The organism is Algoriphagus aestuariicola (assembly GCF_017254835.1).
GTDB lineage: Bacteria > Bacteroidota > Bacteroidia > Cytophagales > Cyclobacteriaceae > Algoriphagus > Algoriphagus aestuariicola.
The window spans coordinates 398,677-424,336 of the sequence record NZ_JAFKCW010000003.1 but is presented as its reverse complement, the minus strand read 5'-3'; the positions used below and the strand labels follow the sequence as shown (position 1 = coordinate 424,336).

Sequence of the window (25,660 nt, the reverse complement as noted above, 5' to 3'; positions counted from 1 at the left end):
ATCCGCCTTCGACTTCGCTCAGGCTGGCACACTGGAGATTCTGGTAGAGCCTCCCTTTCAAAAAATTTTATGCAAAAGCGTAGATTTAGTCTTAATAAGCTTATGATGATCCTGTGGCTGGGAGCTTTTGGAACATATCCAGAAGGCTTGGCTCAGACTGTCCTCAAAGGTAAAGTAGTCACCGAAAAGGGTGAAGCCATACCCCATGCGACAGTCTGGTTGGGAGATGCCCAGGGAAAAGTGGCCGACGAACAGGGCGGATTTGTGCTCGGCGAACTTCCAAATGGCAGTTCGCTGAGAATATCGGCCGTGGGATTTGAAACGCTATCGACTCAATGGCCGGCTGGCCTGAACGAAGCTTACTTTACGCTTGCCCAGTCCACTTCAGACTTGGAGCAGGTCGTGATCACGGGCAGTTTTGAACCCCAATCGGCCCGTAACTCCGTCTATCAGGTGCGCAGCATCGAGGCGAAGGAGATCAGCAAGAGAGCACCGATGATTCTTCAGGATGTGTTGAATACCCAAGTGGGGATTCGCTTTTCGCAGGACAATGCAGTCGGATCGAGCAATATGGAGTTGCTCGGTATGTCTGGCCAAAACGTGAAAATCCTCATCGACGGCGTGCCCATGGTCGGCAGACAGGGTACTTCAAACGAGATCAATATCAACCAAATCGATGTGAACCAGATCGAGCGCGTCGAGATCGTCGAGGGCCCGATGTCCGTGGTTTACGGTGCGGACGCTTTGGCTGGCGTGATCAATATCATCACCAAGAAAAGCTCTGACAACACCTGGGGACTGAGCGTCCGGGTGCAGGAGGAAAGCGTGGGAAGCTCTTATTCTCCTTTCACCGGAGATGGCAACCACCAGCGAGCGATCTCTGGCACCGGCATGGTCAACAACTGGAACTTTGGGTTGGGCTACTCCCAAAACCGCTTTGGCGGATGGAAAGGAGACTACACCGGCCGCCAATACCAGTGGCTTCCTAGAAATCAGGATTTCGCCAATGCCCGGATCGGGTTGGCAAAGGAGGCGATTTCTCTCGACTACCAGTTGGATTTTCTACACGAAACAGTCTTTACCTATGGTCCTGAGGCAAGGCTGGAGATGATTGACCAAAATTTCGTCACCGACCGATGGATGCATCGCCTGCTGGGACAGTGGGATTTGTCTTCTGAATTTGCGCTGAGTTGGCAGGGAGGATGGACCAACTACAAGCGAGATAGTGAGACCTGGGTAAGCAACGTCCGAACCGGAGAAAAATATCTCTCGACCGCCCCTGGGGCCCAAGCCACCATCAAGTACAACGGCTTCAGCTGGAGGGCAATGGGAAATTGGTCACTTGGGTCCAAATTGAAAATCCAACCAGGCGTAGATCTGAACCTGGAAAACGGCAGCGGCGAGCGTATCACCGACAATGAAGGCATGCAAGACTACGCCGTTTTCTTGACGGGAGAGTGGACGCCAAACTCCTGGATTCAGATCCGCCCAGGTTTGCGAAAAGCCAACAATTCGATTTATGATGCCCCGGGTCTCATCCCCTCGCTCAACACGAAATTCCGTCTGGCGGAGACGCTGGATTTGAGATTGTCTTATGCAAAGGGCTTTCGTGCACCTTCCATCCGAGAGCTGTACTTCGACTTCTTTGATGCCAGCCACTCCATCCAAGGCAATCCCAACCTGAAGGCTGAAACCTCCGACAGCTTTAATGGCTCTTTCAACTGGTCTCCGAAGATCAAAGGAGAGCTCAAGACAAGCTCAGTACTCGGCTTCTTTTATAATGATGTGGAAGATAGGATTGCCTACGGCCAAGACCCGGAAAATATCCAGATCACCACGCTTTTCAATGTGGAAAACTTCAAGACTGCAGGAACTACACTCAGTCAGACCTTCCATTACAAAGGCTTGGAAACCAATCTGGGATTTTCCTATATCGGTCGCTATAACCTGATCTCCGAGGAGATCGAAGATACTCCACAGATGGCCTGGACTCCTGAGGTCACAGCGAATACGATCTATCAAATCGAGAAATGGGGCGCCTCGGTCAGCCTTTTCTACAAGTACACTGGAGAACTGCCAGCCTATCAGACAGTGGTCGATGGAGGAAACGTCACCGCCCAAGAGGTGAAAACAGACGCCTATCACTGGATGGATCTGACGCTGGGCAAGGAGCTCATTCCAAATCTCAATCTCAACTTGGGTATCAAAAACCTACTGGATGTGACCCAGATCAACTCAACCGCTGCAGGCGGGGATGCGCATGGCGGTGGGTCTAGCCGACCCATCGGCTATGGACGCTCTTATTTTCTCGGATTGACCTATCAACTAAATAAATAACATTTCATTAAACCTAACTAGTATGAAACACCTACGTTTCCTCCCCATGACTGCGCTATTGGCCGCAGTATCCTTTTTTTCCTCTTGTTCCGACGACCCAGATCCAGTCGTAGTCCCACCAAATGAAGAAGGCTTGATCGAAGTAGATGGAGGCGGCGCGACTTATCCCAATTCCGTTTTCATTTCCCTCAGATCTGGTGTGCAGACTCCAGTGGCTCGTACCACTTGGGATTTGGCCTTTTCCACAGGCTCCGACTTTAAAGTCCTGATCAATGGCACGACTGGGGCCATGGCTTCCGCTACTGACAAAACTGATATCAATGCCGTAGGTGCTACCGAGATCGCGGCTGCTGAGGCCAGTGGGGAACTTGTGATGGGCTTTACCAATATGCTTGGAATCCTTCACGTAGATGATGCTGCAGACCCGCTTTCCAATCCCACTATTGCTGCCGTGAGCGCTACCGAGGCAAACAACCTAGTATATCTGCTTTCCAGAGGTGCTAGCGGAGTGGATGCCAAGCCTTGGAAGAAGATCCGTGTGATCCGCAATGGTGAGGGCTACACCCTCCAGCATGCCGACGCAGACGCAACTACCTTCACTTCCCTGAACATCTCCAAAGACTCGGACGACAACTTTGTCTATGTAAATTTCGAAAACGGCGTGGTGAATGTAGAGCCAGCCAAGACGGATTGGGATATTGTTTGGACTGCTGGAACTTCGGAAACCGCTTTTCCGGCGGCAACAAACGGAAAATTGGCCTATTTTTATCAAGACCTGGTGTATCACAACATCTATGGAGGAACAAGCGCGGTAGCAGTTTTGGAGGAAACTGTCCCTTTTGCAGAGTTTGACGAAACTGATGTACCATCACTAGTTTTTAACAGCGACAACAGACTGACTATCGGTTCGACTTGGAGATATACTGGAGGCCCATCCTCGCCTAATCCCCCAAGTGCCTTCGATACTATCTACTATGTGGTAAAAGATTCAGACGGAAACGTCTATAAATTGCGATTCCTGTCTCTCACCAAAGACGGAGAAAGAGGCAAGCCAAGCTTCGAGTACGAGCTGGTAGAAGCTGGAAACTAATTCCGGACCGAATCCAAGAAAAAAAGAGCGCCGAAGCGCTCTTTTCTGTTTTCAATCTATTCCAAAAGCCTTGTGGCAAACAAAAAAGCCTTTTTCCAATAGTTGTTGCTCATGAAGTCTTCCGTCACTCCGAGGGAGGACGAGGCGTGGATAAATCGGATATCGTCCCGATCGACTTCGGTGACGATGCCCGAGTGGGTGACTTGGTTTTTGCGCTTGCCGGTGGCAAAGAATAGCAGGTCACCCGGCTCTACTTGATCAAGCTTGACTTTTTGGCCCACCTTGCTCTGGTCGACAGACATGCGTGGCAGGTTGATGCCCACGGCGTAGTAGGAGTGGAAAACCAAGGCGGAGCAATCCATCCCAGCACGCGTCGTGCCGCCGTATTTGTAGGGAGTGCCACGATAAGTTCTCGCGGTCTCGATCACGGTGAAGGCGGGGGATTCCTTGGAGAGTTTCTTTTTGGACTTGCATCCGATGGCCAGTGTCAGGCCTGCCAGTAGGAAAAGGGAAAGGAGATAAGAGATTCGGGATTTTTTGCCCAATGTAGTAGTCAGATTGATTGTTCAAGTTTACGCTTCACAGCTTAGGAAACAAATTGTTTTGGATCTGCGTTGGTGATTTTTCTGGTGGGAAGCACAGGGTCAGATAAGGTTTCTCTAATGGCAAGGGTTCTTTCCAGACCATTTTTTTTAAATTCAGGTCTTCGGGGAAAAGTATAGAACATGAGCAGAGAGGATTTTCACAGTTTACCACTTCACCAAAAAATAAAGACCCTCTACATCGAGGGTACTTTTGTGGTGGCCATCCGATACTACCGCCATAAGATCAACCTCTACCTCCTGGAAAACGAATACGTCGAAGTTTTCTACAACCACAAGGAAGACCGTATCGACAAGATCGACTTTCTTCCCAGAGACCATAGCCGGATGAAGTTTTACCTGGATCAGATCAAGCTAGGATAGCTTGGGTTGTGGACGGGCTATTCGCCATCAAAGACCGATTCTGAAAATTTCATCGTCGCTTTGCCTTTCAACTTGCCGCTTTGAGGTTGAGTTTCCAGATGGGCCGCCTTCATATTCAAATCGAATTCAAATTCCACCTCTATTTTCCGGGATTGTACTCCCGAGTCAGAAGATTCGGTTCCTTCCTCGATATTGATGATTCGGAGAATTCCAGATTCCACCGGATCGTGAAAGTTGTGGATGTATCGTTCCTCATTGTTTTGCTTCACGCGAACTGTAAAACCACCTATTGAACTGTAGGTTGGATTGGCTTGTGCTTTTGCCTTTTCTGCCTCAAAGAGCTCCAAAATCTTTTCGTAAGAATAGCCTTTCTTGAAATGACTGAAATATTCCCTCTGGCTTTGAAGCTCGCTGAATTGAGGGAATTCCGGCATCTCCAGCACAGGAAGGGAAACGTGCAATTCCCATCCAGATTGGGTGTCTACAAGAGCCAAAATATGGGTTCCCTGTACTTTTTGCACCAGATCCATGGCGGAAATCACCCAATTAGAGCCTTTGAGGGAAGTTCCCAATGTCGAATTGTTGGGCAATTGACCTTCAAATCTAACCGTGGTCTCAGTGGCGACTTCTTCTTCAGGAAGCAAGTTCTCTTCCGATTCACAGGAAACGAGCATTGCGCTCAAAAGAATAAAGAAAATACGCTTCAAAGATTCAGTTTTCATGAGATTGAATTTGGCCAGAAAATGAAAATTAGGTCAAGTTTTGAAAATTCCAATAGATTCAATTTCAGTTCAAAGGACATCGGTTGGATGAAGTTTTATCTGGATCAGATCAAGATTGCTTAATCAAACTCTTCCAGCTCCCCCTGATAGAAATCCTCGCGGTACCTAAATCGGCCCAGGCCTTTCAAATTCCCTTCTTGGATTGCAACAGTCGGGTCCATGGTCTTCATGGGAAGGTCAAATTCCAAAACCACCTCGATTTTTCTCACGTCCAGTCCAGATAGATTTTTTACTAGACCTTCTTCGACCGCCAATACACGGATTTTTCCGCCTTTTCTGGGGAAAAAGTATTCGGTCAGATAGGAATAATATTTTTCTTGGTTAGCCACCTGAACCCTAAATTGCTCAAAACTGGTATACTCAGGGTCAGCATCTGCTTTTGATTTCTCCGTTAAGAAAACCTGCAACAAATCCTCATACGGATAGTGGGTATTGAACAAGTCCACGATTTCCTGAAATGGAACTTGTTCCCCTCTTGGCATGCCATCTGGCAGGGGCTGGGATGGAGTTTCCAGCCCTATAGACCATTTGTGGTCAACAGTTCGAATATCCAAAATATGTCGACCTTCATTTTTCCCATTTACACCCGAACCTCCAGTTCCATTTCCCGATCGGATTTCAGAGGTTCCGAATGTACTTCCATCCGGCAAAGTGCCTTCAAAGCCCACTTGTTCGAGCAGGTTTTCAGGTTCCTCATTTTCTTGGCAGGAGTAAAAGATAAAGCTTAGAAGCAGGACTGGGAAAATCAAAAAGGCATTTTTCATAGAGGTTGATTTGGGTTGACAAAAGTATTTGATACCCAGACGTATGAAATATAGTTTGTGCTACAACAAAAAAACCGCAGGATCAAAATTCTGCGGTTTTTTATTTGGAGTGGGAGATAATTTACAGTTTTTCCTTCAAGTAATTGGTCATCTGCGTGTAGATATGCCAAGTCGCGTTTCCGCCGGAGATGCTGTGGGCTTTGTTGGGATAGTAGAAGGAGTCAAACTGTTTGTCGGCCGTGATCAGCGCATTGACCAGATCCACCGAGTTTTGGAAATGGACATTGTCATCACCTGTGCCATGGATCAGCAGGAAATTTCCTTTCAGCTTGTTCACATGAGTGATCGGGCTGTTGTCGTCATAACCTGCTGCATTGAGTTGGGGAGTCTGCAGGTAGCGTTCGGTGTAAACCGTGTCATAATATCTCCAAGTGGTTACGGGAGCTACGGCGATGGCGGTTTTGAAAATATCATTGCCGATCATCAGCGAAAGGGATGACATATATCCACCGTAGGACCAGCCCCAGATGCCGATTCTAGCCGGATCCACGAAAGGCATTTTGGCAAAGAACTTCGCTCCTTCGATTTGGTCGATCACTTCCAATTTGCCAAGGTTGGCATAGGTCGCATGTTTGAAATCACGACCTCTTGCGCCGGTTCCTCGATTGTCCACGCAGGCTACAATGAATCCCTCAGAGGCAAGTTGCTGATGCCAAAAATCTCGCATGCCACCCCAAGAGTTGAGGACGTTCTGTGAGCCCGGGCCACCATAGACATACATCAGGACCGGATATTTCTTGTTTAGATCAAAGTCGGCCGGTTTGATGATATAGCCGTTCAGCGCAGTGCCATCTACAGTCGGAAAAGTGAAGAATTCTTTCTTTGCCAGAGCATAGTCAGCAAGTTTGTCCTTCAAAGCCTGATTGTCTTCGAGTACTTTGATTTCCTTGCCAGAGGCTTCATGCAAGGTAACTTTGACTGGAGTGTCGGCAGTGGAATAATAATCGATGTAGAATTTGCTGTCGGAACTCATGTTGATCGCGTGGGTTCCTTTGGCAGGAGCCAAGGTTTTTTTGCCTTTTCCATCCAGGTTGATCACATAGAAATTGCGCTCCAAAGGTGAGGCTTCGGTGGAGATGTAATAGATTTTTTTCGCTTTTTCATCCAGTCCGACCATAGCGGTTACTTCCCAGTTGCCGGTTGTGATTTGGCGGATTAAGCTGCCATCCAAGTTGTAGTGGTAGATGTGCTTGAAGCCATCTTGCTCCGACGTGCGGATGAACGTTTTGCCATCGCTCAGGTACTGCAAATCATCATTGTATTCCATATCCACGTAGGTTTTGGAAGTCTCAGAGATGATCAATTTGCTGGCTCCGGTGCTAGCATCGGCATGGAAAAGGTCGAGTTGGTTTTGTAGACGATTCAGACGGATGAAAGCCAAAGTATTGGCATCCTTGGTCCAATAGATTCTTGGGAGGTAGATATCTGTTTCTGTTCCTGCATCCACTTTCTGGGTTTTGCCAGAGGCCAAGTCGTAGACATGAATACTGACAACGGAGTTTTTCTCACCGGCTTTTGGGTATTTAAACTTGTAGTCTTTGGGATAAAGTGTGCCCCAAATCTGCATGTTGAACTCGGGGACTTGGCTTTCGTCGAAGCGGATAAAGGCGATTTTTTTTCCGTCAGGAGACCATTTGAAAGCCTGAGCCATGGAAAACTCCTCTTCATAAACCCAGTCTGCTGCACCATTGATGATTTTGTTCCATTCTCCCTCGGCGGTGACTTGGGTCAACTTATTGGTGGAGAGATCCACTAGGAAAATGTTGTTGTCTTTGACGAAGGCCACCTTGTCATTGTCTGGAGAAAGGGTGGCATAGGAGATTTTTTCTCCGTTCATCAGTTGTTGTTTTTGGCCCGTGGCCATGTCGACCACGTAGAAAATGCCCTTGGACGATCGTCTGTAGATAGATTCGACCTCAGCGGCGATGAGGGCTTTTGACTCGTCGGTATTGAAAGAATAGGAAGAAAAGTCAACTCCCAGAGCGGAGCCGTCTAGTAATATTCCTGCTTCCTCGCCAGTTGCCAAGTTGATTTTGACCACTGCCGGAGCCCCGTTCTTTTCGACCAAGGAGCTATAAAATTGGCCATCTTTCATCCAGTTGATTCCGGACACGGTCTTTTGGGTAAAACTTCCATTTTTGAAAACATCCTCCATCGTCACTTTTTTCAGGGCTTGGCCCTGAGAAATGGAGGACAGGCCTAGGGCAAAAACCAACGCAAGGCACAGTACTTTCCAACTTTTAATCATTCGATCACTTATTTGGGTATGACATATCAATTTCAATCGGCGAATATAGGCAGCCCAACTTGAACCCTCCAATGTTTTGAAAGCCATGGAGGGTTTTTGGCCGACACTTGGAGGCTTAGGAGAAAATAGCCTATTTCGCAGTAGAAATTTTTCCTGCCATGAAGAAAACAATTGCCCTGGTGACTGGGGGTTTTACCGGTGAGTCCGTGATCTCGCTGAAAAGCGCCGCGGTGGTCGAAAAGACCATCGATCGCGAGAAGTATGAAGTTTACAAAATCTTCGTCTATCCTGGGGATTGGCATTATTTGAACTCCGGCGGGGAAAAGATCCCGGTCAATCTGAACGACTTCAGTATCAGTCTTGGAGATGAAAAGATCACTTTTGACGGAGTGTTTAATATTCTCCATGGCTCTCCCGGAGAAGATGGAAAGCTTGCTGGTTACTTCGATATGCTCGGGATTCCGTATACCACCTGTGATCAGTTGACATCGGCGATCACTATGAACAAGGGCTATACCAAGGCCATCGTGCAGGACATTCCCGAGCTGAATGTTGCCAAGTCTATCCAGCTCTTTGAAGACATCGGAGAAAATGCCCAGAGAATTCACGCAGAACTGACGCTGCCCCTTTTTATCAAACCCAACAACGGCGGCAGCTCGATAGGCATGAGTAAGGTGAAAACTTGGGAAGAACTACCGGAGGCTTTGGCGAAAGCCTTTGCTGAAGACAGTCAGGTGTTGGTGGAAGAGTTTGTCTCCGGAAGGGAGTTTTCGATCGGAGTCTTCAAAGGGAAAGGAAAAATCACCGTCCTTCCGGCTACGGAAATCGTAAGCAGCAAAGAATTTTTTGACTACGAAGCGAAGTATGTTCCCGGAGTGACTGAAGAGATCACTCCCGGACGGATGAGTCCCGAAGAGGTCGAGCGCGTCGGCAGGATTGTGACCCAAGTTTATGAAAAGCTAAACTGCAAAGGAGCGGTGCGTGTCGATTATTTTCTTCAACAACAAACAGGAAACTTCTATTTCATTGAGATCAACACCGTACCAGGGCAAACCGAGACCAGTCTAATCTCCCAGCAGGTAAGGGCGGCTGGGATGGAGGTGAAGGAATTTTATTCAGATCTGATCGAGGAGATGTTCTCTTAAGTACGAAGGTTAACGTGAAATGAAACAAGAAAGCCCCGGATTCAATTCGGGGCTTTTTAATTCGGTGCCTGTAAAACGGCTCTTGGAAGTTTGATCTTTCAGCTCCCCACCGCCAAAAACAATCCGGCTGCCAGCGCGCATCCGATGATCGGGCCTACGATCGGTACCCAAGCATATCCCCAGTCAGAAGTTCCCTTTCCTTTGATCGGTAAAATCTGATGCATAATTCTCGGACCAAGGTCCCGGGCTGGATTGATCGCATAGCCCGTAGTGCCTCCAAGTGCCAAGCCTATCACCCAAACCAAAAATGCCACTGGCAGCGCGCCGACAGAGCCCAAGCCGATTGGAGTTCCGGAAGCGTCTTCCATCTTGGCAGGAGCGATGTACAAGATCACAAAGATCAACACAAAGGTTCCGAGCACTTCGGATATCACGCTGGTGTTAAAATTCCTGATCGCCGGGTCGGTGCAGAATGGTGCTCGTTTTAGGCCTGGCTCCGTAGCGAGGTCAAAATGCTCTCGGTACATCAGCCAGGCCAAAAATGAACCAAGCATGGCACCCCCAATCTGCGCAAGAATGTAGCCTGGAGCCAAGGCCCAGTCGAATTTGCCTGCAATCCCAAGCCCAACCGTCACGGCAGGATTGAGGTGCGCGCCGCTGTATGGTCCCGCGACAACGACGCCGCAAAATACTGCCAAAGCCCAAGCGGTGGTAATGGCGATCAATCCACCTCCGTTTCCTTTGGTCTGTGGCAAAATGACGTTGGCGACCACGCCCGAGCCCAGCAAAAGGAGGACTCCCGTGCCTATAAATTCTGCTATATAGGGATTCATACTGCTATTTCTGTGTCTTTGGTTTTCCTGTTTTGAATGTTTTTGATGGGTTAGTATTTCAATCTACCCAATGTTTGGAGCGTTCGACTGCTTTGTGCCAAAAGTGGATCAGTTCTTCCCGCTTTTCGGCTTTCATGTTTGGATCAAAGCTTCGGTCCGCAGTCCAAAGTGCCTGAAGTTCTTCTCTGCTTTCCCAAAACCCGACTGCCAAGCCTGCAAAAAAAGCTGCTCCAATTGCGGTGGTTTCAATGATTTTTGGGCGTTTGATTTCACAGCCAAGCAGATCCGCCTGAAATTGCATCAGGAAGTTGTTTGCTGTGGCACCGCCATCCACCCGGAGCTCTTGGGTCGGTTGTCCGCAATCTTTTTCCATGGCTTTAAGCACATCGTAAACTTGATAAGCGATCGCCTCCAGTGCTGCCCGGGTCATATGGGCGATAGTCGTTCCTCGTGTGATCCCGAAAAACGCCCCCCTTGCGTTCTGATCCCAATGTGGCGCTCCCAAACCAGACAACGCAGGCACAAAATATACCTTATCGTTGTCATCCAGGCTAGTCGCCAGACTCTCAGTGTCAGAGGCTTTTTCGAAAAGCTCCAGTCCGTCGCGAAGCCACTGTACGGCGGCTCCACCGATGAAAACCGAGCCTTCGAGCGCATAGTTGATTTCGTCCCCGACCTTCCAAGCTACGGTAGTCAATAGTTGGTTTAGGGAGCGCACGGCCTCTTTTCCCGTGTTCATCACCAAGAAACAACCAGTGCCGTAGGTCGTTTTGGCCATACCCGGCTCGGTACAGAGCTGGCCAAAAAGGGCTGCTTGTTGATCCCCCGCCACGCCCGAAATGGGGATTTTTACACTCAATACATCTCCAGTGGTTTCACAGAAGATCTCGCTGCAAGACCTTACTTCGGGAAGCATGGACATAGGTATTTCGAAAAGTTCCAAAAGCTCCTCGTCCCATTTCTGGGTATGGATGTTGAAGAGCATGGTTCGGCTGGCGTTGGTGATGTCGGTCAGGTGGGCTCGTCCGGTGCTGAGTTTCCAGATCAGCCAGGAATCCACGGTTCCAAAGGCGAGTTCACCCGCCTCCGCCTGCGCTTTGGCACCTTTTACGTTTTCCAAGATCCATCGCACTTTGGTGGCGGAAAAGTACGCGTCGATGACCAGGCCTGTCTTTGAGGCTATTTTTTCCGCAAGTCCTTTCTCTTTCAATTCATTGCAAAATGCGGCCGTGCGTCTATCCTGCCATACAATTGCCTTGTGGATCGGCTTTCCGGTCTTCCTGTTCCAAACGATGGTGGTCTCGCGTTGATTGGTGATGCCGATGGCGGCGATCTGGTCTGCCCGGATGTCTTGGTTGACCAGCGCTTCGATCATCACGGAGGACTGGCTCGTCCAGATCTCATTGGCGTCATGCTCTACCCAGCCCTGCTTCGGGAAAAATTGCTTGAACTCTTTTTGGGCAACGGAAACAATCTGGCCTTTTTTGTCAAAAATTATGGCTCTGGAGCTTGTTGTTCCTTGGTCCAAGGCCATGAGGTAAGGTTTGTTTTGGGTCATTTTTCTGGGTTTGATTGTAAACAAAAACGGACTTGTGCTCGCCCTCATTTTATCCAGGTCTGATCAGGTACTTTTTACCGGTGAGCTGAAAGTCAGCCAGTTCTTTTTCTATCCATACCGAGTCCTTTTCCAGTTCAGAAGCCATTAGGCTTGCCACTTTTTTGGCAGAATCCAAGGCCGCTTGTGCATCTAGGATGAGCATTCGGATTCTTCGGGAAAGTATATCTTCCACTTTGACGGCCATCTCATTGCGGACTGCCCATACCACCTCCGCCATGATGTTTGGAAATGCGGGGTGTATCTTTTCGGCAAGCGCAGGGTCCTTTTTTGCCAAATCTTTGATCAAAGCAGCATCCGAACCATAGGTGCCCCAGTGTCCGTCGGGTATAGCTTTGGTAAATCCATGTAGCAAGATATCCTTGGAGGTGGAGCGGGCCATTTTTATGCCAGTGACTTGGGGAAAATACTCCAAGGTATCTTCTCCCATCTTGCGAAATGTGGTCCATTTGCCTCCTGTGAGTGACACTAGGCCACTCTCTGAAACGATGACCTTGTGGGAACGGGAGATTTCTTTGGTTTTCGTACTGCCTTCTTTTGGCCGCGCCAGTGGCCTCAGCCCGGCGAATACCGCTTTCACGTCTGAGCGAGTTGGCTTTCGCTTGAGGTACCCTGAGGCTGTTTCCAGCACAAAGTCGATTTCTTTCTGCAAGGCTTCCGGCTCCAACTTCGCCTTTTCCCGAAGGGTATCTGTAGTTCCCACTACGAGTTTTCCATGCCAAGGAACTGCGAAAAGCACACGTCCATCGCGAGTCTTTGGAATCATGAGTGCATCATCCCCCCCCAAAAAGTCCCGATCCAAAACCAAGTGGATACCCTGACTGGGCTGGATGGTTTTTGGGGCATCGGGATTGTCCATTTGGAGAATTTTGTCGGCAAACACCCCGGTGGCGTTGACCACCATGCGGGCTTGGATGCCGTAGCGTTTTTTGGACAAAAGATCCTCGACCTCAAGTCCCGAGATTTTTCCCGCTTCGGACTTCTTGAGTGCTGTTACCTTGGTGTAGTTCAGGATGCAGGCGCCGGCATGGTCAGCGGTCTGGGCGATAGATAGTGCTAACCTCGCGTCGTCAAATTGCCCGTCGTGATAGACTATTCCGCCAAACAGTCCTTTGGCCTGTATCCCGGGCATTCTTTGGATGGTCTCTTCCTTGGAAATGTATCGCGAGGGTCCAAGGCTCAAGTTTGCGGCCATGTAGTCGTACATCTTCAGCCCCGCGCTGAACTGCACCCGATCCCAAAGCGTGTACACCGGGATGATAAAGGCTTGGTTTCTGGTAAGATGAGGTGCGTTTTTTAGCAATCTTCCCCGCTCACGAAGCGCCTCAAGTACCAGAATGACATCTCCCTGGGCTAGGTAGCGCACTCCGCCGTGGAGCAATTTGGTACTCCTGCTGGAGGTGCCTTTGGCAAAATCCGCTTTTTCGAAAAGTGCAACTGAAAGTCCTCTTGAAACCGCGTCGAGGGCAACTCCCAATCCTGAAGAACCTCCGCCAATCACGGCTATGTCCCAGATTTTTTCGGAGTTTTTGAGTTGCTCCAGGTTTTCGTTTCGATCCATTTTTCCGTCTAAAAGTCCTTTCAAGATAGAGGAATTGGATCATCATTGGAATGATCGGTCTAAAAATCCTTGTAAACTTTTCGGACTACCGAGGAGGAGTTGGGCTCTAGTGTGACGATATAGATGTATTCATATTCCAGATCTGTCAGGTCCGGAAACTTCTCTCCTTCCCCTACGAAATAGTTGGCCAACTGGCTGACGGTATTGCTGTGGCCTACTACGAGTGCATTGCCTTCCAGGCTTCTGAGATTCTCCACCAGTTGATCGTGGTTGCCTGGATCGTAGGATTGGATCGAGACTCCGGAGGCGCGGGCAGTTGGCTCCACGGTGAGGCGTGTACGCTTGTAGTCCGTGGAGAAGACGTGCTGGATTTCTTTGTCCTCAAGAATTTGGGCAAGCTTTGTCGCCCTCACTCCGCCCACATACAACAGCTCCGGATCACTCCCTTCGAGTTGTTTCTCCGCATGCCGGACTATGTAGATGGTCTTGGGCTGGTTTTGGGAAGTGCAGCCAGCAAGAGCGAGGACCAAGAAGAGAAGGATAAGGAAATTTTTCAAGGCTTGGTAAGGTGACATTGCAAAATGAGCTGGGATTCGATGTTTGGATGTCGGGGGTAAGGCTCTATTCCCGAAATAAAGACTTTACCCAGAAAATGTGTTGTCCAAATGTTGGTCTTTGGCTTTGACTTCCTCAAACTCCAGAAACTGCTCCCAAAACTCCGTCTCGGGCAGGGCTGCGCGCATGTAGAGCTTTTCCTTTCTTACCGGATGGACAAAGATCAAGTGGAAGGCATGCAGGTTGATGCTGGCGTCAGGGTTAGGCTTAGCAAAGCCATACTTCACATCCCCGCGAATCGGACAGCCCATGGAAGCGAGCTGGACACGGATCTGGTGGGGACGGCCAGAGATCGGACGGACTTCCAGCAGCCAGTGGTCGTTCATGTAGCCGAGTGTTTTGTAATTCAGCTCTGCCTTTTGTGATCCGGGTACTTCACGCTCGTGTGCTGTGACTACGTTTCTAGCTTCGTCTTTCGTCAAATAGTGTGTGAGTTTGCCTTGCTCTTCTCTCGGCTTTCTTTTGACAATCGCCCAATAGACCTTGTGGATATCCCGCTTGCGAAAAAGCTCCATCATGCGCTCCAGACCTTTTGAAGTGCGTGCAAAAGCCACCAGCCCACTCACAGGACGGTCCAAGCGATGGACGGGATGGAGGAAGACATCTCCGGGCTTGTTGTACTTCTCGGCGATATATTCCTTGCAATAGTCGGTCAGGGTTTTGTCTCCGGTCTTATCCCCTTGGACCAATATCCCTGCCGCCTTGTTGACGATCAGGAGGTGGTTGTCTTCATAGACAACGGTAAATGGCTTCTTTCTCATAATGAATCACAAAGGTAGGGGATTATGTCGGATGCCTGATGTCGAAAGCATCGGTCACCGGACTTTAGGCACCCAGCAATTTTTTAATCTCATAATCCTGCAAATGGGCATTGAGCCAGCCTGCTTCAAGCGCGGCGCCGTATTTTTTGTAGAAATTGATCGCGGGTTCATTCCAATCTAGCACCTGCCACATCATCCCTGTGCAGCCTGCCTCGAGTGACTTAGCCATCACCCGGTCAAAAAGTAGTTTTCCGGCGCCATTTCCCCGCTCTGACTCCGTGACTACTATATCTTCGAGGTACAGGCGCTTGCCCTTCCAAGTGCTATAGCGGTAGTAGTAGATGGCGATTCCGATGATTTCGGCTGAGTTGTGCTTCTCGCAGACAAAAAGTCCATAAACCGGATTTGTCCCAAATCCGTCGGCCTTCATCATTTCCAAAGTGTTGGTCACCTGCTCGGGAGCTTTTTCATATAGGGCGAGTTCTTTGATCAGTTCGAGTACTCGGGGCAGGTCTTCAATCTTGCCTTCGCGGAGAGAATACATATTCAGAATGGGAGTCTAGATTTGGTATTTACTTTTGTGAAGGCCTAAATTAGTCAAAACCTGAGAAAGAATGTTTTTAGCCATTGACGCCGGCAACTCGAACGTTGTATTTGCGCTGTATGATCAAAAAGCCGGAAAATGGACTAATCAGTTCCGACTGGAGACGCACGCGCCTAGGTTGATTTCCCAGCTCGGCAAGAAGGTTCCGCTTTATTTTCTGGAGCATGGAATCCAAGCTTCCGACATCTCCCAAATTGGCTTCAGTTCGGTGGTTCCGGAGATCAACGCCATCATCGAGCAGTTTTGCAAAAGCTATTTTGGGCTCTCGGCCTACTTGATCACTGCGAAGAGCTATTCCCAACTTCCAGTGAAGTCCCTTCGCCCAAATGAGATTGGCTCTGACTTGATGTGCAACGTCATGGCCGCATTTTCAAAGTTCACCAGTCCGGTGATTGTGGTGGATTTTGGGACAGCCCTGACCTTTACGGCTGTGGATGCGGGAGGCAAAATCCTTGGGGTAAACATCGTCCCTGGCTTAAGAACTGCCATCAAGGCACTTGTGGCAAATACTTCCAAACTTCCGGAAGTCGAGCTAAAATTTCCCGTTTCGGCTTTGGGACAAAACACCATCCATGCGATCCAAGCGGGAGTTTTGTACGGCTACACAGGTCTGGTCAAGGGGATGATCGAGATGATGGAAACGGAGGCAAATCTGAAATTCAAAGTCGTCGCAACCGGAGGTTTGGCCGCCATACTCACGACTTTGGAGAAAGTCTTCGATGAGATCGACCCTAACCTTACCTTGGAAGGGCTGAGGCTGATCACGGAAGCCAACTCTGCCGGATAGGCAAAACCGGGGTTTTTCCTCCCGTTTTTCTCCGAGCAATTCCTAACTTTGGCAACCAAAATCCCACCAAACCGCCGTGTATAAATCGCTCATCAAGCCGCTTCTTTTTCTCAGAAATCCGGAAAAGGCCCATCACACTACCTTTAACCTGATCAACCTGACTTTCAATCTGCCGATCGTCGATTCGATTGTCAAAGCGACTTTTGAGCTGAATGATCCAAAATTGGAGCGGGAGGTTTTTGGCTTGAAATTCAAGAACCCCGTCGGCCTGGCCGCTGGCTTAGACAAAGATGCCAAGTTGATTGACGAATTGGCGATGCTGGGCTTTGGCTTTATTGAGATAGGGACATTGACCCCGAAGCCGCAAGAGGGGAACCCGCTTCCGCGCCTGTTTCGGCTACCGCAGGACCATGCCCTGATCAATCGGATGGGTTTCAACAACGGTGGGGTGCTCAAGGCCGTGGAGCGTTTGAAAAAACGAAAGTCCGATGTCATAGTAGGCGGAAACATCGGCAAAAACAAGGTCACACCCAATGAGCATGCGGTGGACGATTACCTTTTCTGCCTTGAGGCCTTGCATTCTTACGTCGACTACTTTGTAGTCAATGTCAGTTCCCCAAATACGCCGAATCTACGCGATCTACAGGAAAAGGAACCTTTGAAGCAATTGCTGAGCGCGGTTAAATCCGCCAATGACCAAAAGTCCAATCCTAAGCCCATTCTGCTGAAAATAGCACCAGATCTGACGAACGGGCAGCTGGATGATATTGTGGAGATCGTTCGGGAGACGGGCATCGCTGGGGTAATTGCGACCAACACGACTATAGACCGTTCGGTTTTGACCACGTCGAAAGAGCAGGTCGAGGCAATTGGTGCGGGTGGGGTAAGTGGTAAAGTGTTGGCGAAAAGAAGCACCGATGTCATCCGCTACCTGCATCAGAAGTCCAATGGAGAGTTTCCGATCGTTGGCGTCGGAGGGATTTTTTCGGCAGAGGATGCAATAGAAAAGCTGGAGGCGGGCGCTAGCTTGGTCCAGGTGTACTCGGGCATGATTTATGAGGGACCAGGACTGATCAAGAAAATCAAGAAAGGACTGCTGGAGTATTTTTCCCGGTAAGTTGTCTTTCACTAGCCTTTTGGCTAAAATTAAAATTGTACTTTCAAGCTTAGATGGCATCAGAATCTCCCGGCAAAAATACCTTTCGAAAGAAGTCAGAAAATACCAAAAAGACCACTCAAAAACCGAGTGGGTCGGGTATTTCGCTGCCAAAGTTTCAATTTAAGCAGCTGACGCTGACGCTGGGGATTATCCTTATTTCCGCTTCGATCTTCCTTTTTATTGCCTTTGTCAGCTATCTGATCAATGGTCCCGCGGACCAAAGTCTTGTGATGAACAATCCGGATCAGGCGATCCGTGACTCTGCCCGGGAATCACGAAATTGGGTAGGCTACCTCGGTGCGCAAGCTTCGCACTGGCTGATTTACCGCTGGTTTGGAATTGCTGCATTTCTCCTTCCACCATTTTTGTTTTTGCTGGGATTCAGGTGGACTTTCAAATTTTCCTTGCTTTCGCTGACCCGCTATTCGGTTTTTGCGCTCTTTTTTGCTGCTTGGCTCGGGCTGCTGATGGGATACATCGTGATCCTGGTGGAGGGCTATTCTTATTGGAGTTTTCTTTCGGGGGGATTTGGATACGAGCTGGCGAAGCTTTCCAGTGATTTTCTGGGCATGGGGACTTTCATCCTGATCGTAGGGGCATTCTTGATATTTGTAGTGCTTTTCTTTGGCTTGGAGCAGTTGAATTGGTTTTCTCCAAAGTCGCACTCGGCAGAAGATGGCGGCCTCGCTTCGGAGTTTGCACGAAGAAGCAACAAGCCAAACCCATTTTTGGATTCAGAGGAATCAGGCCAGGATTTCTCGGATTCCCTGGATGAAATAGAAGATGACGGAAGCAGTTGGGAAGTGAAAAACACGGCGCCCGCCGCTTCTCCGCTGCCGCAGACTGAGATTCCCTTCGATGTTCCTGGTCTGGAGGAGCAGCTGCCGGAAGATGAGGAGGACATTTTTGACGTACCCCAAGTGAATCTTTTGGAGGAAGGGGCAGAAAAAAGCGGTCCAGTAAAAGCGGGCAGTTTCTCGATCAAGAAAGCTTCAGAAGAGGAAAAGACTGCCGCGGAAGTGGAGAACCTCGACCCCTATGATCCTACGCTCGATCTTCCGAGATACAAATATCCTACGCTCGACTTGCTAAATGAGTACGACATCAAGAAGGTGACCGTGACCATGCAGGAGCTTCAGGAAAACAAAGAGAAGATCGTCACCACACTCAAGAATTTCCAGATAGGAATACAGGGAATACAGGCAACTATCGGACCGACTGTGACCCTTTATGAGATCGTGCCGGATCCGGGAGTAAAGATCTCCAAGATCAAAAATCTCGAAGATGACATTGCACTCAGCTTGGCGGCTTTGGGAATCCGTATCATTGCGCCCATTCCTGGCAAAGGGACGATTGGTATCGAAGTGCCCAACAAGAACCGAGAACTGGTTCCTGCCAGAGCGGTTTTGGGGACTGAGAAGTTTATGAAGTCGGACAAGGATCTACCCGTGGCCCTCGGAAAAACCATCTCCAATGAGGTCTTTGTCGGGGATCTTGCAAAAATGCCGCACCTTCTGATGGCAGGTGCTACCGGGCAGGGTAAGTCCGTGGGACTGAACATGATACTTGCTTCCCTGATCTACAAGAAGCACCCCTCACAGCTCAAATTCGTATTGGTCGATCCAAAGAAAGTTGAACTGACGCTGTTCAACAAGATTGAACGACACTTCTTGGCCAAGCTGCCAGGTTCGGAGGAAGCCATCATTACCGACACCAAAAAAGTCATCTATACGCTTAATTCCCTCTGTATCGAAATGGATAACCGATACAACCTCCTCAAGGATGCCGGCTGTAGAAACCTGAAGGAGTACAACGCGAAATTTATCGCCCGAAAGCTCAATCCGGAAAAGGGACACTACTTCATGCCTTACATAGTCCTCGTTATCGATGAGCTGGCGGATCTCATGATGACAGCCGGCAAGGAAATCGAGGCTCCCATTGCTCGCCTTGCCCAGCTAGCCCGGGCTATTGGCATCCACTTGGTAGTCGCGACGCAGCGGCCATCTGTCAACGTGATCACGGGTATCATCAAGGCCAATTTCCCCGCAAGGCTTTCTTTTCGCGTGACCTCAAAGATTGACTCCCGAACCATCCTCGACGCAGGTGGTGCAGATCAGCTGATCGGCATGGGTGATATGCTGCTTTCCGTAGGATCTGAGATGACTCGAATCCAGTGTGCTTTCCTGGATACGCCTGAAGTAGATGCCATATGCGACTGGATTGGAGAGCAAAAAGGCTACTCGGACGCTTACCTTTTGCCGGAATTTGTCGGGGAAGATGGAGACGGCTCGCTCGCTAGCGTTGACCTTGCCGACCGGGATCCGCTTTTTGACGAAGCTGCACGGCTCATCGTACTTCATCAGCAGGGCAGCACCTCTTTGATCCAAAGAAAGCTAAAGCTAGGCTACAACAGAGCTGGCCGCATTGTAGACCAGCTGGAGGCGGCAGGCGTTGTGGGGGCATTTGAAGGCTCCAAAGCCCGTGAAGTACTGATTCAGGATGAGGTTAGTTTGGAACGGTTATTGAATGGCTTGTAGAAGCTGTCTCGCAGTTTCATCACTCCAAATTCATGAAGTCTCTTTACCTCCTTATCATTCTTTTTTTTATGTCTTTCTCCGCTTTTGAGGCCTTTGCCCAGAAGGATCCAAAGGCCAAGGCCGTGCTCGATGGTATGAGCGAAAAGTTCCAAAGCATGAAAGGCTTCACCGCAGGTTTTGACTACACGTACCAAGATGCAGGTGGCACGGGAGATCGACAGTCGGGAGAGATTGCTGTGAATGGCGACAAATACCGGCTCAAGCTTCCTGATCAAGAGATCTACAACGACAGCAAAACCGTGTGGACTTTTATCCAAACTTCGACTTACAAGGAAGTCACGATCAACGACGCCTCGCAGATGGAAGGAGAATTGACCCCGTCTAACGTGTATAAGATGTATCAGTCGGGATTTAACTATAAGCTTTTGGCTGACAAAACCTATCAGGGAAAATCCGTGCATGTCGTCGAGCTGACAGCTCTCAAATCCAACGCGCCATTTAAACAAGTGAAGCTGATGGTGGACAAGTCAACCAAAGATCTGCTAGGCTGGGAGATGTTTGATGGACAGGGGGGGATGTTTGCCTACTCCTTCAAAAACCTGAAAGCCGCACCGAGTTTGCCCGCCGATTACTTTGTCTTTGATCCAAAAAAGTACCCAGGTATAGAGGTGATTGACTTGAGATAGGCTGTTAAGGTAGCGTCATTACGCCAGGTTCGAGCCGAAGAATTTGCTTCTTGTCGTTATTTTTTTTTCTCCAACTCTACCCAAAAAGGGAAGTATCGTTTGCCTCCCACCGTGTAGAAAGGCAGCAGATCTCCTTCGGTTTGTTCTAGCCTCACCCCTTTCATTTCCAAAATGTCTATCTCGCTCTCGGATTTGTCTGAGAGGACGTTGGCTAGGTTACCGATCTCTAAGGTCATTTTGCCAAGAGGTGGTACTGGTTTTATAAACTTAAACCTGATATCATACACACCCGGGGTGATGGCTACCCTCCAATAGCCAAGAATGTTTTCTTGGTCCCAAATGCCTCTTTCGCCGGAAGCATCGTTGCGATTAAGAACTACTGGATTTTCGGCTTCGTATCCAATCTGAATCAGCGGGGGATGGATCAGATTTTCTTCCTTGACCAATTCTGCGATGAGATGATCCATCTCAGATTTTAGCTCCATTGCTTTTGAGCTGTGTTTTTTTGCGAGGTTTTGCTTTTCAAAAGGATCTTTGCTCAAGTCATATAGCTCAAAGTCTTCTATCTCCGAACTGTAGCCGGTATTCCCAACCAACTTCCATCCTGATTTCTGGAGCGAAATATTCTCATAGAGCTCAGGATATTTGCGCGTCCAATAGGAAAAGTAGCTTCGGTCCGCTGTGGCGTTCCCTGAATTTGAGATCAAGGGAAGCATACTTTGTCCATCAATTTTCCGATCGCTAGGTACGTCAAGGCCACACAAGTCTGCCAGAGTCGGCAGAATATCCAAATGGGCCGAGAGAGAAGAGATATCTCGATTTCCGGTAAATCCCGCAGGATATCGAATGAAGAATGGCACTTTTTCGCCTCCTTGGTAGACGGTGCCCTTGCGTCCTTTCATGCCGGCCAAATACCGTTGCTGCTGGGGTCCGTTGTCGGTCATGAAAATCACGATGGTATTCTCTTCGATTCCCAATTCCTCAAGCTTGGAAAAGAGCTTTGCGAGATTGTCGTCTATATTTTCGACCATGGCGTAGACCTTTCGCGCATCTTCTTTGTCCTTCTCAGACATCGGGTAAAAGGGTCTTCCATCGCCACCAAATCCAGCTGATGGATCGATGTCTTTGTATCGTTGGTAATATTCCTCCGGCACTTGAAGTGGGGTATGCGGGGCATTGAATGCCAAGTAGGTGAAGAATGGGCGATCTTTGTTTTTCTCGATAAACTTGATAGCCTCCGAAGCGAATATGTCTGAGCAATATCCTTGATATTTTTGTTGTTGATTATTGTGCCATAAAATTGGGTCGAAATAGCTTTTTTCTCCCTGAAAGTAGGTACTGATGTCGCCGACCTGCCCCATGCCTCCTGCCAGATGGATTAGGGATTCCTCAAACCCCTGATCGCTGGGCCTCATGGGATAGTTGTCGCCGAGATGCCATTTGCCAAAGATCCCAGTCGCATAGCCCTTTGCCCGTAAGAGCTCTGCTATGGTGATTTCGCTTCCGGCCATCATGGCTCCCCCGTTGTAGGTGTCCCTGATGCCTGTTCGGAGGGAATATCTCCCCGTCATCAGGCTTGCCCGAGTGGGTGCGCATACGGGGGAAACATAAAAGTTGGTGAAACGGACGCTCTCTGCAGCGAAAGCATCGATAGTCGGCGTATGGATATGCGGATTCCCATGCGTGCCTAGATCTCCATAGCCTTGATCGTCTGTGATGATCAGGACTACATTTGGCGAGTTGATTTTCTGCTGGGGAAATCCGGCAGAAGCAAATAAGAAAAAGGAAATCAAGAAAAAGTACTGAACGACTTTCATCAGTTTTTTGGATCAGGTGTGTGGAAGTCCCTAAAATACGTTTTCAACCGAGATGTGCATCCTGTTTTCAGGGGAGTGAAATGGGAAATCATTTCAATTTGGTGTTTTAGGCCTTGGATCTTAAAATCCAACATTTGATTTTTTGGTCTAAAAAAGATTCATCACGGCCACTTTTTGAGTTTACAGCCTTCAAAAAATACAAGTCGCTACGTGTTTTTTCTGACAATCCAAATGTGATTTGGAATTTTTATGGATAAAATTCGGATAAAATTTGGATGTTTTGTCCGGTAATTCGTATTTTGATACAAACAAACTTTAATTTATAATGGCTGAGATCAGGTTGAATATTGACGATAAGTTCATTGAAGAACTGAAAAAGGAAACTGGTATTGAAAAGGCTTCACAGCTTACCGCAGAAGCTCTTACATTTTACAAATGGGCTATTAATGAAGCTAAAAACAAACGAGTACTCATAACTACTGATGATCAAGGAGGGGATTTGAAAAAGGTGGTAATGCCGACTCTTGAAATGGCCAAATATAAGAAATAGCCATGGCCGGAGAGTATCAAGATAAGGTGGAGGATCCGGGAGGCTCCTCCACCTTCCCTCCAAACAAGGTGGATTTGTCGGCTATGGCGGAAGACGATGTGTTTTCTGGAAGTACATCGAAGCCAACTGTTTTGGAACCATCGTTACCGATAATTGGATATAAATTGTCTCAATTTGTATTATGGACTATTATTGGATGCTTAGCGATGCTATTCTTGTTTTTATTTTTTAAACCGCTGGATGCAACGTCAGATTTTGATACTTCCCAATTAAATCCTGCGGACTCTCTTTTCGCCAAAAAGCTGGAGGTGTTTAAGTTGGTAAAGGAGGAAAAGAATGATGTCAGAGCATTTTTCATATCCATAGCTCAGTTGATATTACTGAATCTCCTATTACCGGTGCTAACAGCAATTCTTGGTTATATTTTTGGCGCAAACAATAAGCCAAAAGAAGAATGAGACACGGTTAGGTTTGTTGATTTTTATTGATCAAATAGAGTTCCCGTAGCGCCGGTTGGTTTGATCCTCAGGTGTTTGTAGGCGAGCTCTGTAGCCATACGCCCTCTTGAGGTTCGCTTGAGATAGCCTTCCTGAATAAGAAAAGGCTCGTATACCTCCTCAATTGTTTCCGCCTCCTCACCGCAGGCAGTGGCGACGGTACCAAGGCCTACCGGTCCTCCGTTGAATTTTTCGATAATGGTGAGCAGGATTCTGTTATCCATCTCATCAAGACCGTTTTCATCCACATCCAAAGCATTGAGGGCGATTTTTGCAATTTCCAGGTTGATGGTGCCATTGCCTTTAACTTCTGCAAAGTCCCTCGTTCGTCGCAGCAGCATGTTGGCGATCCGGGGTGTACCTCGGCTTCTGCGGGCGATTTCGTAGGCCGCAATCTCATCAATCGGTGTTTGCAAAATCCCCGCAGACCTGGACACGATATCGGTCAAAAGCTTGGCGTCATAGTATTCCAACCGGGAATTGATCCCAAATCTGGCCCGCAATGGAGAGGTGAGCAATCCGGATCGCGTCGTCGCGCCGATCAACGTGAAAGGACTCAGGGAAATCTGAACTGTACGGGCATTGGGGCCGCTGTCCAGCATGATGTCGATACGGAAATCCTCCATTGCAGAATAGAGGTACTCCTCCACGATGGGATTGAGTCGGTGGATTTCATCTATAAAAAGCACATCGCCCTCTTCAAGATTGGTCAGTAGTCCTGCCAGATCGGAAGGTTTGTCCAAAACGGGCCCGGAAGTAATCTTGATCCCAGCCTTAAGTTCGTTGGCGATGATATTGGAAAGCGTGGTTTTGCCCAAACCCGGAGGCCCGTGAAGCAGGACATGATCGAGCGGCTCGTTGCGCTTTTTTGCTGCATGGACAAAAACCCGAAGATTTTCTACAATTTTGGCCTGACCCGTAAAATCCTCAAAACTCAAAGGCCTCAGTGCGCGCTCAAATTCCCGGTCCTTTGGGCTTAGTTGCTCTTCATCTCCTCTCAGATAGTCTTCTCTCATGGCGTTTGGGATACGCACAAATATAAACAAAACCCCATGCGGAGATCTTTTCCATTTTATCCGATCTGACAAAAAATGGCCTAAATTCGTCCCGAAATCTCCCGCTCAATGAATCCCAACGCTAGGAAAAACATTGTCTATTCACTGATACTTTTTGCTGTTGTGTTGCTAGTCTATGCCTGGCGAACCCGGGAGGAGCGTTCGGCAAACAGGAATCTGGAGCCCCACCAGCCAGGCAAAGTCGCATTCTTTGGCAATGCACTGGACGCGGAATATCGCGTGACATATCTGGACGAGGATAATCGAGTCTTCAAGCCGTCGATAGATTCGATGATCAATGCCTTTAGCCTGATCATTTCCATTTCCGAGCCGACTTCCGAGATCAACCGGCTCAATTTTCGTGACACCCTCCTGTCCCCATCATCGGTTTTGTTGGATGTTTTCGGGGAAGCGAATCGGGTATTTGACCTCTATGGAGGCGCGATCGACCCGACTATGAAGCCGATAGAGGACGTATGGACATTCTCTCGCGCGGGTGCCAGATTGCAGGACAGTTTGGATATAAGATTGGTTCTTCCGCTTGTCGGCTTAAAAAAAATCGCTGTGACCGATACCTTGGTGCGCAAGTCGTTTAGCGGCATTTTTCTGGACTTTTCAAAATCCGCCAAAGGCTATCTGATGGACATGATGGCGGAGTTTCTGGAGGAGCGTGGCATAGAAAATTACCTGATTCAAATCGGAGGTGAAAACTTGGCCAAGGGGAAGAACGAGCGCGACGAGCTCTGGAAGATAGGCGTGTACTACCTGGCGGACAGTCTAGGAGCTCGGGCCGATGGAATTGTTGCGCTTCAGAATAAAGCAATTTCCACCGCAGGCGATTTCCAACAAACCTATACCGAAGACTCGGTTCGTCTATCCTATACCCTAGACCCTAGGACTGGCCTTCCGGTCAGGCACGGACTTTTGGGAGTTACGGTGGTGGGCCCTGACGCAAAGACAGCCGATGCCCTGTCCGATGCCCTGATGGTGCTCGGTTGGAGAGAGGCAATGAAACTGGACTCTTCCCGATCGGACCTGGCAATGCTCTTCATTTATAATGAAAGGAGTGGGAAGCTGAAGCAATATGTCAGTCCCGAACTGACTGATTTTTTGTCGTTCCCGGTAAAATAGCCTTGCTAAATGCAACATTATTGAATTTTCTTACCTTTGCAAGAGTTATCACCAGACTGGG

23 protein-coding genes are annotated in these 25,660 nt (G+C 48.6%); 11 read left to right on the top strand and 12 right to left on the bottom strand.

Annotation, left to right across the window (positions count from 1 at the left end; genetic code table 11):
• Window positions 1-69: 69 nt before the first annotated feature.
• Together J0A67_RS14490 and J0A67_RS14485 are read left to right on the top strand one after the other, a co-directional pair.
• On the top strand, window positions 70-2,337 hold the full coding sequence (locus tag J0A67_RS14490; RefSeq protein WP_206570079.1) for a TonB-dependent receptor: 2,268 nt from the start codon (window positions 70-72) through the stop codon (window positions 2,335-2,337).
• A 22-nt stretch (window positions 2,338-2,359) separates the two neighbouring features.
• On the top strand, window positions 2,360-3,427 hold the full coding sequence (locus tag J0A67_RS14485; RefSeq protein ID WP_206570078.1) for an HmuY family protein: 1,068 nt from the start codon (window positions 2,360-2,362) through the stop codon (window positions 3,425-3,427).
• A 56-nt stretch (window positions 3,428-3,483) separates the two neighbouring features.
• On the opposite strand, the gene J0A67_RS14480 is transcribed toward J0A67_RS14485, so the two are convergent.
• The gene (locus J0A67_RS14480) at window positions 3,484-3,972 is read right to left on the bottom strand and encodes a C40 family peptidase (RefSeq protein WP_206570077.1); all 489 of its coding nucleotides are present in this window, start codon (window positions 3,970-3,972) and stop codon (window positions 3,484-3,486) included.
• Window positions 3,973-4,152: 180 nt separating this feature from the next.
• On the opposite strand from J0A67_RS14480, the gene J0A67_RS14475 reads away from it, so the two are divergent.
• Window positions 4,153-4,392, top strand: coding sequence for a hypothetical protein (locus J0A67_RS14475; protein ID WP_206570076.1), 240 nt, complete (start codon window positions 4,153-4,155; stop codon window positions 4,390-4,392).
• A gap of 17 nt (window positions 4,393-4,409) precedes the next feature.
• On the opposite strand, the gene J0A67_RS14470 is transcribed toward J0A67_RS14475, so the two are convergent.
• From J0A67_RS14470 to J0A67_RS14460, 3 genes are all read right to left on the bottom strand, one after another.
• Window positions 4,410-5,114 (bottom strand): hypothetical protein, encoded by a 705-nt coding sequence (locus J0A67_RS14470; protein ID WP_206570075.1) that lies wholly within the window; start codon window positions 5,112-5,114, stop codon window positions 4,410-4,412.
• A gap of 119 nt (window positions 5,115-5,233) precedes the next feature.
• Window positions 5,234-5,938 (bottom strand): hypothetical protein, encoded by a 705-nt coding sequence (locus J0A67_RS14465; protein ID WP_206570074.1) that lies wholly within the window; start codon window positions 5,936-5,938, stop codon window positions 5,234-5,236.
• 121 nt (window positions 5,939-6,059) lie between these two features.
• On the bottom strand, window positions 6,060-8,246 hold the full coding sequence (locus tag J0A67_RS14460; protein WP_206570073.1) for a S9 family peptidase: 2,187 nt from the start codon (window positions 8,244-8,246) through the stop codon (window positions 6,060-6,062).
• Between the two features lie 158 nt (window positions 8,247-8,404).
• On the opposite strand from J0A67_RS14460, the gene J0A67_RS14455 reads away from it, so the two are divergent.
• Window positions 8,405-9,391 carry a D-alanine--D-alanine ligase gene (locus J0A67_RS14455; RefSeq protein ID WP_206570072.1) on the top strand — a complete coding sequence of 329 codons (987 nt, stop codon included), beginning with the start codon at window positions 8,405-8,407 and terminating at the stop codon, window positions 9,389-9,391.
• 98 nt (window positions 9,392-9,489) lie between these two features.
• Here the strand turns inward: J0A67_RS14455 and J0A67_RS14450 are convergent, their stop codons facing one another.
• The 6 genes from J0A67_RS14450 to J0A67_RS14425 form a co-directional block, all read right to left on the bottom strand.
• A complete protein-coding gene (locus tag J0A67_RS14450; RefSeq protein ID WP_206570071.1) occupies window positions 9,490-10,224 on the bottom strand; it encodes an MIP/aquaporin family protein in 735 nt (244 codons plus the stop codon).
• Window positions 10,225-10,282: 58 nt separating this feature from the next.
• Window positions 10,283-11,782 carry a glycerol kinase GlpK gene (gene glpK / locus J0A67_RS14445; RefSeq protein ID WP_206570070.1) on the bottom strand — a complete coding sequence of 500 codons (1,500 nt, stop codon included), beginning with the start codon at window positions 11,780-11,782 and terminating at the stop codon, window positions 10,283-10,285.
• Between the two features lie 49 nt (window positions 11,783-11,831).
• Window positions 11,832-13,400 (bottom strand): glycerol-3-phosphate dehydrogenase/oxidase, encoded by a 1,569-nt coding sequence (locus J0A67_RS14440; protein ID WP_206570434.1) that lies wholly within the window; start codon window positions 13,398-13,400, stop codon window positions 11,832-11,834.
• A gap of 59 nt (window positions 13,401-13,459) precedes the next feature.
• Window positions 13,460-13,957: a SixA phosphatase family protein gene (locus tag J0A67_RS14435; protein ID WP_206570069.1), complete on the bottom strand. Its 498-nt coding sequence runs from the start codon at window positions 13,955-13,957 to the stop codon at window positions 13,460-13,462.
• Window positions 13,958-14,041: 84 nt separating this feature from the next.
• On the bottom strand, window positions 14,042-14,776 hold the full coding sequence (locus J0A67_RS14430) for an RluA family pseudouridine synthase (protein WP_206570068.1): 735 nt from the start codon (window positions 14,774-14,776) through the stop codon (window positions 14,042-14,044).
• A 64-nt stretch (window positions 14,777-14,840) separates the two neighbouring features.
• Complete coding sequence (locus tag J0A67_RS14425) at window positions 14,841-15,320, bottom strand: GNAT family N-acetyltransferase (RefSeq protein WP_206570067.1); 480 nt, start codon at window positions 15,318-15,320, stop codon at window positions 14,841-14,843.
• 70 nt (window positions 15,321-15,390) lie between these two features.
• On the opposite strand from J0A67_RS14425, the gene J0A67_RS14420 reads away from it, so the two are divergent.
• From J0A67_RS14420 to lolA1, 4 genes are all read left to right on the top strand, one after another.
• On the top strand, window positions 15,391-16,167 hold the full coding sequence (locus J0A67_RS14420) for a type III pantothenate kinase (protein ID WP_206570066.1): 777 nt from the start codon (window positions 15,391-15,393) through the stop codon (window positions 16,165-16,167).
• A gap of 76 nt (window positions 16,168-16,243) precedes the next feature.
• Window positions 16,244-17,284 (top strand): quinone-dependent dihydroorotate dehydrogenase, encoded by a 1,041-nt coding sequence (locus J0A67_RS14415; protein ID WP_206570065.1) that lies wholly within the window; start codon window positions 16,244-16,246, stop codon window positions 17,282-17,284.
• Window positions 17,285-17,337: 53 nt separating this feature from the next.
• Entirely contained in the window at window positions 17,338-19,863 is a 2,526-nt protein-coding gene (locus tag J0A67_RS14410; protein ID WP_206570064.1) for an FtsK/SpoIIIE family DNA translocase, read from the top strand.
• 32 nt (window positions 19,864-19,895) lie between these two features.
• A complete protein-coding gene (gene lolA1, locus J0A67_RS14405; RefSeq protein WP_206570063.1) occupies window positions 19,896-20,549 on the top strand; it encodes an outer membrane lipoprotein periplasmic chaperone LolA1 in 654 nt (217 codons plus the stop codon).
• Window positions 20,550-20,605: 56 nt separating this feature from the next.
• Here lolA1 and J0A67_RS14400 read toward each other — a convergent pair whose 3' ends face one another.
• Window positions 20,606-22,366, bottom strand: a complete 1,761-nt coding sequence (locus J0A67_RS14400) for an arylsulfatase (protein WP_206570062.1) — start codon at window positions 22,364-22,366, stop codon at window positions 20,606-20,608.
• A 325-nt stretch (window positions 22,367-22,691) separates the two neighbouring features.
• On the opposite strand from J0A67_RS14400, the gene J0A67_RS14395 reads away from it, so the two are divergent.
• Together J0A67_RS14395 and J0A67_RS14390 are read left to right on the top strand one after the other, a co-directional pair.
• Window positions 22,692-22,916 (top strand): hypothetical protein, encoded by a 225-nt coding sequence (locus tag J0A67_RS14395; RefSeq protein WP_206570061.1) that lies wholly within the window; start codon window positions 22,692-22,694, stop codon window positions 22,914-22,916.
• Window positions 22,917-22,918: 2 nt separating this feature from the next.
• On the top strand, window positions 22,919-23,374 hold the full coding sequence (locus tag J0A67_RS14390; RefSeq protein WP_206570060.1) for a hypothetical protein: 456 nt from the start codon (window positions 22,919-22,921) through the stop codon (window positions 23,372-23,374).
• Window positions 23,375-23,397: 23 nt separating this feature from the next.
• Here the strand turns inward: J0A67_RS14390 and ruvB are convergent, their stop codons facing one another.
• A complete protein-coding gene (gene ruvB / locus J0A67_RS14385; RefSeq protein ID WP_206570059.1) occupies window positions 23,398-24,429 on the bottom strand; it encodes a Holliday junction branch migration DNA helicase RuvB in 1,032 nt (343 codons plus the stop codon).
• A gap of 108 nt (window positions 24,430-24,537) precedes the next feature.
• Between ruvB and J0A67_RS14380 the strand changes: the two genes are divergently transcribed.
• The gene (locus J0A67_RS14380) at window positions 24,538-25,599 is read left to right on the top strand and encodes an FAD:protein FMN transferase (RefSeq protein WP_206570058.1); all 1,062 of its coding nucleotides are present in this window, start codon (window positions 24,538-24,540) and stop codon (window positions 25,597-25,599) included.
• Window positions 25,600-25,660 lie beyond the last annotated feature (61 nt).

Bases quoted from the DNA above. Each gene is read 5' to 3' on its own strand.
- J0A67_RS14490 (WP_206570079.1), top strand. From the start codon at position 70: ATGCAAAAGCGTAGATTTAGTCTTAATAAGCTTATGATGATCCTGTGG.
- J0A67_RS14485 (WP_206570078.1), top strand. From the start codon at position 2,360: ATGAAACACCTACGTTTCCTCCCCATGACTGCGCTATTGGCCGCAGTA.
- J0A67_RS14475 (WP_206570076.1), top strand. From the start codon at position 4,153: ATGAGCAGAGAGGATTTTCACAGTTTACCACTTCACCAAAAAATAAAG.
- J0A67_RS14470 (WP_206570075.1), bottom strand. From the start codon at position 5,114: ATGAAAACTGAATCTTTGAAGCGTATTTTCTTTATTCTTTTGAGCGCA.
- J0A67_RS14465 (WP_206570074.1), bottom strand. From the start codon at position 5,938: ATGAAAAATGCCTTTTTGATTTTCCCAGTCCTGCTTCTAAGCTTTATC.
- J0A67_RS14460 (WP_206570073.1), bottom strand. From the start codon at position 8,246: ATGATTAAAAGTTGGAAAGTACTGTGCCTTGCGTTGGTTTTTGCCCTA.
- J0A67_RS14455 (WP_206570072.1), top strand. From the start codon at position 8,405: ATGAAGAAAACAATTGCCCTGGTGACTGGGGGTTTTACCGGTGAGTCC.
- J0A67_RS14450 (WP_206570071.1), bottom strand. From the start codon at position 10,224: ATGAATCCCTATATAGCAGAATTTATAGGCACGGGAGTCCTCCTTTTG.
- glpK (WP_206570070.1), bottom strand. From the start codon at position 11,782: ATGACCCAAAACAAACCTTACCTCATGGCCTTGGACCAAGGAACAACA.
- J0A67_RS14440 (WP_206570434.1), bottom strand. From the start codon at position 13,400: ATGGATCGAAACGAAAACCTGGAGCAACTCAAAAACTCCGAAAAAATC.
- J0A67_RS14430 (WP_206570068.1), bottom strand. From the start codon at position 14,776: ATGAGAAAGAAGCCATTTACCGTTGTCTATGAAGACAACCACCTCCTG.
- J0A67_RS14425 (WP_206570067.1), bottom strand. From the start codon at position 15,320: ATGTATTCTCTCCGCGAAGGCAAGATTGAAGACCTGCCCCGAGTACTC.
- J0A67_RS14420 (WP_206570066.1), top strand. From the start codon at position 15,391: ATGTTTTTAGCCATTGACGCCGGCAACTCGAACGTTGTATTTGCGCTG.
- J0A67_RS14410 (WP_206570064.1), top strand. From the start codon at position 17,338: ATGGCATCAGAATCTCCCGGCAAAAATACCTTTCGAAAGAAGTCAGAA.
- lolA1 (WP_206570063.1), top strand. From the start codon at position 19,896: ATGAAGTCTCTTTACCTCCTTATCATTCTTTTTTTTATGTCTTTCTCC.
- J0A67_RS14400 (WP_206570062.1), bottom strand. From the start codon at position 22,366: ATGAAAGTCGTTCAGTACTTTTTCTTGATTTCCTTTTTCTTATTTGCT.
- J0A67_RS14395 (WP_206570061.1), top strand. From the start codon at position 22,692: ATGGCTGAGATCAGGTTGAATATTGACGATAAGTTCATTGAAGAACTG.
- J0A67_RS14390 (WP_206570060.1), top strand. From the start codon at position 22,919: ATGGCCGGAGAGTATCAAGATAAGGTGGAGGATCCGGGAGGCTCCTCC.
- ruvB (WP_206570059.1), bottom strand. From the start codon at position 24,429: ATGAGAGAAGACTATCTGAGAGGAGATGAAGAGCAACTAAGCCCAAAG.
- J0A67_RS14380 (WP_206570058.1), top strand. From the start codon at position 24,538: ATGAATCCCAACGCTAGGAAAAACATTGTCTATTCACTGATACTTTTT.